The sequence below is a fragment of the Listeria valentina genome (assembly GCF_011800755.1).
Taxonomy (GTDB): Bacteria; Bacillota; Bacilli; order Lactobacillales; family Listeriaceae; genus Listeria; species Listeria valentina.
Window position 1 is genome coordinate 1 of record NZ_JAATJW010000157.1, and the last position, 800, is coordinate 800.

1 protein-coding gene is annotated in these 800 nt (G+C 29.6%); it reads left to right on the forward strand.

The genetic code is table 11. The features are described from left to right. Positions 1-123: 123 nt before the first annotated feature. Positions 124-800 (forward strand): hypothetical protein (locus tag HCK02_RS13985; RefSeq protein ID WP_167630699.1); only part of this gene is annotated, 677 nt, incomplete at its 3' end.

Below are 800 nucleotides of genomic sequence, written 5' to 3' on the forward strand. Positions count from 1 at the left end.
CGTTTATATTGCAAAATATCCTAAATTTTATCTTCTTCACCCTTAATCCCCAATGCTCTTCTCCAAATTTTTTATAAAATATATGTGATAAAATTAGTAGAGAGAATCCTAGGAGGGAATATTTTGAAAACTATAGGAAGTGAACAATATAACTTATTATTGATTGATAGCAATGTTATTAGTGAAATCGTATATAATGGCAATATAGAAAGTAGTTCTTTTTTCAATTATTCACTTGAAAACAACGCAATAATCTGTTTTTCATTTTATAATGTTCTTGAAGTAAGAAATGGTTATCAAGATAGATGGGAAAGATTTTTAGATATTTTCAGCAAATTTCCTTGCGCAATCCTTAAACCATTTTGGCAAATTTTACTTGATGAACTTGAGTTTTATGACAGTGAATCTGGTGAACTATATCCAATTTTTAATCACTTTAGTCTCTTGGAAAATAATTCAATCTATCATTTCAAAACTTGGATTGAAGAAGTTCTTGAATTGGGTGAAGAGTCATTAAAATACGAGCAAGAAATTTTTCTTAAAACTGTGAATTACTTTAACAACAGGAGAGGATTATCAGAACAACGAGTTAAAAAGGAATTTGCTAAACGAATGAAAATCGACAAGCTCTCTCCAATTCTTTTGAAAAAGAGCGAGCTTGGTATGCTTTATGATGACGAAAAGCTGCCTTCCATTCATATAATGTTCCAGTCTTTTTATCATAGGTATGTCCATTTGAATAGAGAAACACTCATTTCTGATATAAACGATATTGCTATAAATTCTAGCGTGCCTTATAT